Annotated in this window: 8 protein-coding genes; 4 read left to right on the forward strand and 4 right to left on the reverse strand. The window is 41.5% G+C overall.

All coding sequences use genetic code 11. From position 1 onward, the window contains the following. Positions 1-416 (reverse strand): DMT family transporter (locus tag Q0241_RS00450; protein WP_299371387.1); only part of this gene is annotated, 416 nt, incomplete at its 3' end. 175 nt (positions 417-591) lie between these two features. On the opposite strand from Q0241_RS00450, the gene Q0241_RS00455 reads away from it, so the two are divergent. From Q0241_RS00455 to Q0241_RS00470, 4 genes are all read left to right on the forward strand, one after another. Further along, complete coding sequence (locus Q0241_RS00455; RefSeq protein WP_299371390.1) at positions 592-1,467, forward strand: AraC family transcriptional regulator; 876 nt, start codon at positions 592-594, stop codon at positions 1,465-1,467. Between the two features lie 98 nt (positions 1,468-1,565). After that, the gene (locus Q0241_RS00460) at positions 1,566-2,159 is read left to right on the forward strand and encodes an NADPH-dependent FMN reductase (RefSeq protein ID WP_299371393.1); all 594 of its coding nucleotides are present in this window, start codon (positions 1,566-1,568) and stop codon (positions 2,157-2,159) included. A gap of 65 nt (positions 2,160-2,224) precedes the next feature. Next, positions 2,225-2,872: a GntR family transcriptional regulator gene (locus Q0241_RS00465; protein ID WP_299371396.1), complete on the forward strand. Its 648-nt coding sequence runs from the start codon at positions 2,225-2,227 to the stop codon at positions 2,870-2,872. A 157-nt stretch (positions 2,873-3,029) separates the two neighbouring features. Next, positions 3,030-3,596, forward strand: a complete 567-nt coding sequence (locus Q0241_RS00470) for an SIS domain-containing protein (protein ID WP_299371399.1) — start codon at positions 3,030-3,032, stop codon at positions 3,594-3,596. Between the two features lie 118 nt (positions 3,597-3,714). On the opposite strand, the gene Q0241_RS00475 is transcribed toward Q0241_RS00470, so the two are convergent. From Q0241_RS00475 to Q0241_RS00485, 3 genes are all read right to left on the reverse strand, one after another. Beyond that, positions 3,715-4,410 (reverse strand): HAD family hydrolase, encoded by a 696-nt coding sequence (locus tag Q0241_RS00475; protein ID WP_299371402.1) that lies wholly within the window; start codon positions 4,408-4,410, stop codon positions 3,715-3,717. Positions 4,411-4,505: 95 nt separating this feature from the next. Continuing rightward, a complete protein-coding gene (locus Q0241_RS00480; protein WP_299371405.1) occupies positions 4,506-4,928 on the reverse strand; it encodes a hypothetical protein in 423 nt (140 codons plus the stop codon). Between the two features lie 75 nt (positions 4,929-5,003). After that, positions 5,004-6,032: MMPL family transporter (locus Q0241_RS00485; protein WP_299371408.1), on the reverse strand; the 1,029-nt coding region annotated here is incomplete at its 5' end.

Here is a 6,032-nt window from a genome sequence, read left to right on the forward strand (position 1 = left end):
TGAATGTCTTCCCAGAAGAGGGCGCAAACCCCTAAAACACCTAGGCATGAGCCAATTAAAGTTCTCAGAGTTGGTCGTTTTTGCTGAAAAGCAAAGGCATTGATCATGTTAAAGATGCTTGCCAGAGAAAAGACAACAGCAATCAGGCCACTGGGCAGGAATTTTGCGGCGTTATAAAAGAAAATAAAGTTCAGGCAAAAAAGGCACCAACCCTGTAGAACAAACCACCTGTGCTGTTTAAAGGGAACCCATTTGAGCTTTCCCAGAGCAAACATGAAAAGGATTTGCGTTAATGCGGCCAAGGAGAAGCGATAAAAAGCAGATACCTCTACCTGTACTGTTCCGACCTGAAAAGCTATCGCTAGCCAAGTGGTTCCCCAAATGAGGACTGTTCCAATATAAAGTAGTATGTTCACAGTGTACCTAGTTCGTTCTAAGGTCGTACCGATGGTAAAGTCATAACCGCGAGAGGTCAGGCTGTATATCAGTTTCGGGCACTTTTTTCACATTCTTGCGGCTAAGTGAAAACTGGTGTCTTCTCAAAAGTGAGCCAGAGGACTAAGTTGGGGGAAATTGATATCGGCGAAAAGCATGCGGCCAGAAGAACTCTACATTTATAAAGCCCTTAGAAAAGTGGGCGCACAATCCAGTCAAGCCCTAGAGATTGGATCAGGACTCTCTTTGTCTGCGTGGCAGAATGATGGCGGCTATGCAGTGTATGAGAGGGCAAGCCATCATACCCTGAGCTATTACCTGCAGGGCGGGAAAGGAACACGCCGCCATAATGGTGAGCAATCGCTTGGTAAGGGGCACCCGGGTGCGGTTTGTATCATGCCGGCTGGTGTACGTTCTGAATGGAGTATCGAAGCGCCGTTTAAATTTATGCACCTTTATTTTGATCAGGCTGAATTCGATCGGATTGCCTTGGAAAGTTATGATATTGATCCAAGTCTGGTTTCTCTTGAAGATGTTGCCTTTCGAAGTGATCCCGTGATTGAACAACTGTTCCGTCAAATAATTGTGCCTTTGGATTGGCAAAATCCTGCGGATAAAATGAGCTTATCACATGCGGGGCAACTGTTAATTCAACATTTGTTCCGCTGTTATACAAACAAAACGGCTGAACCAGAATTTATCAGGGGGGGATTACCCCCTTATGTCGCAAAAAGGGTTAAGGATTATATAGAGGCGTTTTTGGATCAAGGTTTGGTTCTTGAAGATCTGTCTACTGTTGCCGAGTTGAGCCCGTTTCATTTCACCCGGATGTTTCAACGAACAATGGGGACCAGCCCACACCAATATGTTTTGACCCGACGGGTGCAAAGGGCCAAGAACTTATTAGGGGATAGTCAAAAAACGCTGAGTTCAATTGCCTTTCAGTGCGGGTTCAGCAGTCAGAGCCATATGGCTACACGCTTTCGTAAGGCAACCGGGTTGACGCCAAGAAAATTTCGGCAATTATCCTGAAAAGATCAGGTGAGCTTATAAACTTACTGGGGTCGGGGCCAAGCTTATGTTATGGCATGTTTAGGTGCTAACATTCTTGGTTCAGGAGAAAAAGTAAGATGGGTTTGTCAGAAGGTCCGAATAAGTCTTTTCATATTGTTGCTGTGGTCGGGAGCTTGCGAAAAGCTTCTTATAATCGGGCTTTGATGATGGAAGCAATTGCTGCGGCACCAGAAGGCGTCACCATCGAAGTTTTTGATCAATTGTCTGACATGCCACTTTTTAACCAAGATATTGAAGATATTGAAACACCAGATTCTGCCTTGGCTTTTAAAGAAGTTATTCGCAAAGCTGACGGTCTTCTTGTGGTTACACCTGAATATAATAGCGGCTTACCCGCGGCTTTGAAAAATGCGATAGATTGGGCATCACGGGGTACGCCGTCCGTTTTCAAAAACCTTGCGGTCGGCATCATGGGAACCAGTCCCGGCGCTTTGGGAACGTCTAAGGTTCAGCAGCAATTAAAGCAAAGCCTTTCGGGACTTGGGGCCTATCCTTTGGCGGCACCGGATTTTGTTTTGCCGTTGTATAAAAGTAAATTCGATGACGAGATGAAACTAAATGATTCTAAGACGGTAACTCGCATAACCAACTATCTGGATCGGTTGAGAGAACTTGGGCTTTGCTTGAATGCTATTCGACCCCAATCGTAATGGTTTGAAGTGGTCATTTGAGGCACTCTGTTTAAGAAGCATAAATCATAATCAAGAGGTTTACTTTGCCTGTCGCTAGTTTGGGGATGAGTGATGCAATCGCACAGCAGCTGAGAAATGACATTCTTCGGGGTGAAATTTCGGGGGGTGAGCGTTTGCGTCAAGATCACATTGCTGCACGCTTTGGTGCCAGTCACGTTCCTGTACGTGAAGCTTTGCAAAAGCTTGGGGCAGAAGGTCTGGTCCTTTTTCAACCGCGTCGCGGTGCAATGGTTACGCCTTTAACGCAAGAAGATGCCCAAGAAATCACAGACATGCGACTTGAATTGGAGTGTCTGGCGCTTAGAAAAGCAATGACGGTTTTTGGGGCTGTTGACTGTGGCAGTGCTGAATTGGCGATTGCGAAGGGAAATGATTCCAATGATCTGGATCAGCTTATGTCAGCGAACTGGGCTTTCCACCGTTCAATCTATGCCGTTGATCGGCAGCCAAGGTTAATGAAGTCGCTTGAGGCACTGTGGCTGCACAATGAACGTTATCAACGATTAGTATTCGAAACCATTCCTTATAAGCTAAAATCACAACAAGAACATGCTGAGATTCTGTCCGCTGTTAGGGCTGGCCTTAGTGAAAAAGCGGTTGATCTGCTGGCAAAGCATATCAGAGAGGGGGGCTCTAAGATGACACAGATTTTACAAGACAGGCTGCCTTGATTTCGCTTGCCTTTGGTTTGTTGCTGGACGAATTGGGATCTTCGTCATCCCGGTTTTAAATCAGTTGTTGCCATGTTGTCTTGAGACACATATTTTTGACAAAATATTATTTTATCCCAGTTAAATGACATCCTGACTTTCCACAAAAGGTTCTCTCGTGACGTTTAAAAATTATTGCCAGACGGTTGTGAAAAACTTTGAAGCATTGAGTGCTTTGGGGGATGTCATGGATGAAGCTGCAGACGTTTGGGTGCAGGCCTTAAAGCGTGGGAATAAAATCATTTTCTGTGGAAACGGGGGCTCTGCGTCTGATTCTCAGCATTTAGCCGCTGAGTTGGTTGGGCGTTACATCATTGAACGTGATTCCCTTCCCTCTATTGCGCTAACGGTTGATACCTCTGCCTTGACGGCGATTGCAAATGACTATGGATACGAACAAGTCTTTGCGCGTCAACTAAGTGGATTGGGCAAAGAGGGTGACGTCTTTGTTGGTATCACGACAAGCGGTAACAGCGGTAATATTGTGGCTGCGGTTGATGTTGCAAAGAAGATGGGTATTACGGTGATGGGCTTTACGGGTCAAGGTGGTGGCAAGCTTGCCGAGCTTTGTGATCTTTGTATTAAGGTACCATCGGATACGACAAACCATATTCAAGAAATGCATATTGCCGTGGGGCACTATATTTGTGGCGTGACAGAGGTTCGGTTACGCGACGAGAAATAATCGAAGATTCAGTGTTGGTTCATCGCTTCGGCTTTTGAAAACTGTTTATCATATCTAGAATGTTCTTAATCTGTGGTTGGACACATTTCTTTGTTTGCTTGGATCAGTAAAAAAGATTCTAAAGCATAAACAGGGGCAGTTTTTGAGCATCTTTAATTGAGGCAGATTCTTGGATTAGATATTCTGAATTCGCTAGTTCTCTTGCCAATGAGATTTCTCCTTCTCGAGAGCCGTGTCCGGTTAATACATGCAAGCCGCCAGCTAATCCTGCTTTTTTTCCAGCTTCAAGATCTGTCGCTCTATCGCCCACGATCCATGACTTTTTCAGGTCGATTGAAAGTATGTTACTCGCTCGTTTAAGCATCCCTTTGTTGGGCTTTCTTGCTTCGTGTTCGAGATGTCCGCCCCAGGGTGTTGCACCCTTTTGGTGAAAGGGGCAGGCGAAGACTGCGTCTATAAAGGCGCCTTTGGCTTCAAGTTCTTGATGCATCCTGTTTTGCACGGATTGAAAATCGGACCAGCCAAAGTAGCCATATGCAATTCCGGCTTGGTTGGTAACGATAATCACAGGAATGTTTTGCTGATTAGCTGCTTTAATTGTCTCAGCAGCCCCGGGGATGAGTTCAACATCATCCGGGTGCTGAAGATAGTTCACTTCTTTTACAATGACGCCATCACGATCAAGAAAAAGAGCAGGTCCGTTTACATGAAATGCTTGGTCTTTGATCGTTCTTTTTTCGCACCAGATGCCATCTCCTTGTATATAAGGCATCGTCGCGTAGGGAAAGCCAGGATCATAAAAGGGAGTATTCATGTCTTCTGTTTCGTTAAGGTGTTTCGTCAATGGAAGGAAATAGAATTATATACTCTGAGTACCTTGCGTGGAAGAAACTCTCAAGCCAATGATGACTAATTGAGATTATTAAATACACAAAATAAATGTTCAATATAAATTTTTATTTTTTTTTCAGTATTAATTGAATCTGTTTTAATTAAAACTGGAACTTCAATAAATCCTTCGTTTAAATCTTCTGAGAAGTAAACTCTAAATGTTCTTGTAATTGATTCTTTTGCAAATACTTTTGAAAAAAATGCATCTTCATTTCCTAAAGGCTTAATTAAATTTGTTTCTTTTATTGAAAATTGTACATTTTTTGCTTCAGAAGTTTGTTCTGCTGAACCAACATTTGTAAATCTAAGGGTAATATCTGCGTAATCTCCTGCAGTAACTGGAGCAGGGTTTGTAGATATTACTTCAACTGAAAATGAAGCAAAAGCTCCACTTATCAGAAGCATACATCCAAGTAATAGTGTTAATAAATTTTTTTTCATTTTTCTTTATTGTTATAAATAAAAATGGACACCGTGCAGAGCCCGGAGTTTCATTTTTTGTGTTATAATAGTATATTAAGTTGTTAAAAGAGTTCCCTCTTTTTTTAGTTTTCTTTTATAGATGATACTTAATGTAGATGGAACTACAAGTAATGTTACTATAAATACTGAGAGGATTCCAAATGCTAGTGAGAATCCTAGTCTTTGTGTTCCTAGTAGCTGGGCAAATGTAAGTGCTAAAAATCCTACAAATGTTGTAATTGAAGTCAAAAAGATTGCTTTTCCTGAAGTGAGAAGTGTCTCTTCAATAGATTTTCTAATATTATTAGTTTTAGAAATATATTTTCTAATTCCATCTACGATGTGAATTGAAAAGTCAACTCCAATTCCAAGTACTAAAGATACAATTCCTGTTGAAAGTGATGTAAATGGTACTCCAAAGAATCCCATTAATCCAACTGACCAAATAATTGCAATAATGATTGGAAATAATGATAAGAGTCCAACATAAATTGATGCATATAATATAGATGCAACCAAGAAGACTAACGCGAATCCCATCATTGTTGTAACACCTGCATCTTGCTGCAAAGAGTCACCTAGTTCATCAAATCTTACAATGTCACCATAAAGAGAAACATCTGCATTAGCAACAGGAGTTTGTTCAATTATTTCAATTACTTCTCTGTATACTGGAGATTTTCCTTCTTCATCTTGACCTAGATTTGATGTAGAGATACTTAGCTGTGTTAGTGTGAAATCTCTATTAAATTGATCTGATCTCTCATTAGTCAATGTTGTATACACTGAAGTTGAATCATAATCTAGACCATCATATGGTGAACTTACAGCCTCAATTTCTGGTATTGAGAGAAGCTTTTCTCTTAAGATTGTAACATCTCTTTGAGTTTGTACATTTCTTAAATCTCCATCATTTGCAGTTAATAGTACTGAGAATCTCTCTGAGGTTCCAAAGTTATAATCTAATTCTCTAAATGAAATTGAGATTGGATCGTCTTCTGGAATCCAGTTTGAATTTGATGTTGAAAATTGAACTTGTGAAGCTCCATAGATCATAATTACTGTTACAAAACCAACACCCCA

It is taken from the genome of uncultured Kiloniella sp., from assembly GCF_937128705.1.
Lineage (GTDB): Bacteria > Pseudomonadota > Alphaproteobacteria > Kiloniellales > Kiloniellaceae > Kiloniella.

Bases quoted from the DNA above. Each gene is read 5' to 3' on its own strand.
- Q0241_RS00455 (WP_299371390.1), top strand. From the start codon at position 592: ATGCGGCCAGAAGAACTCTACATTTATAAAGCCCTTAGAAAAGTGGGC.
- Q0241_RS00460 (WP_299371393.1), top strand. From the start codon at position 1,566: ATGGGTTTGTCAGAAGGTCCGAATAAGTCTTTTCATATTGTTGCTGTG.
- Q0241_RS00475 (WP_299371402.1), bottom strand. From the start codon at position 4,410: ATGAATACTCCCTTTTATGATCCTGGCTTTCCCTACGCGACGATGCCT.
- Q0241_RS00480 (WP_299371405.1), bottom strand. From the start codon at position 4,928: ATGAAAAAAAATTTATTAACACTATTACTTGGATGTATGCTTCTGATA.